Raw genomic sequence first — 252 nt, forward strand, 5'->3', positions numbered from 1 at the left:
GACGTCGCGCTGCACGAGATGCTGCCGGCGCTGATGCAAGGCGGCCAGGTCGAAATGCGCGGCCCGCAGTTGTGGGACGCGCCCGCGACGAGCCGCCATCTGAAAGAGGGCCGCGTGAGCTTCGCGCGCATTCCGACGGCCTACTGGCAGCAATGGCTGCGCACGCCGCCGCCGCGCGAGGATCTGGCCGCGCTGCGCCAGATCACCGTGGGCGGCGAGGGCTTGCCCGGCGACGCGCTCGCGCAATGGCAG

General features: G+C 72.6%; 1 protein-coding gene. It reads left to right on the forward strand.

All coding sequences use genetic code 11. The annotated features are described in order from the left end of the window. Window positions 1-252 (forward strand): hypothetical protein (locus SB751_RS33305; RefSeq protein WP_410749406.1); only part of this gene is annotated, 252 nt, incomplete at both ends.

Origin of the sequence: Cupriavidus sp. SIMBA_020, assembly GCF_046535395.1 — a bacterium.
GTDB lineage: Bacteria > Pseudomonadota > Gammaproteobacteria > Burkholderiales > Burkholderiaceae > Cupriavidus > Cupriavidus campinensis.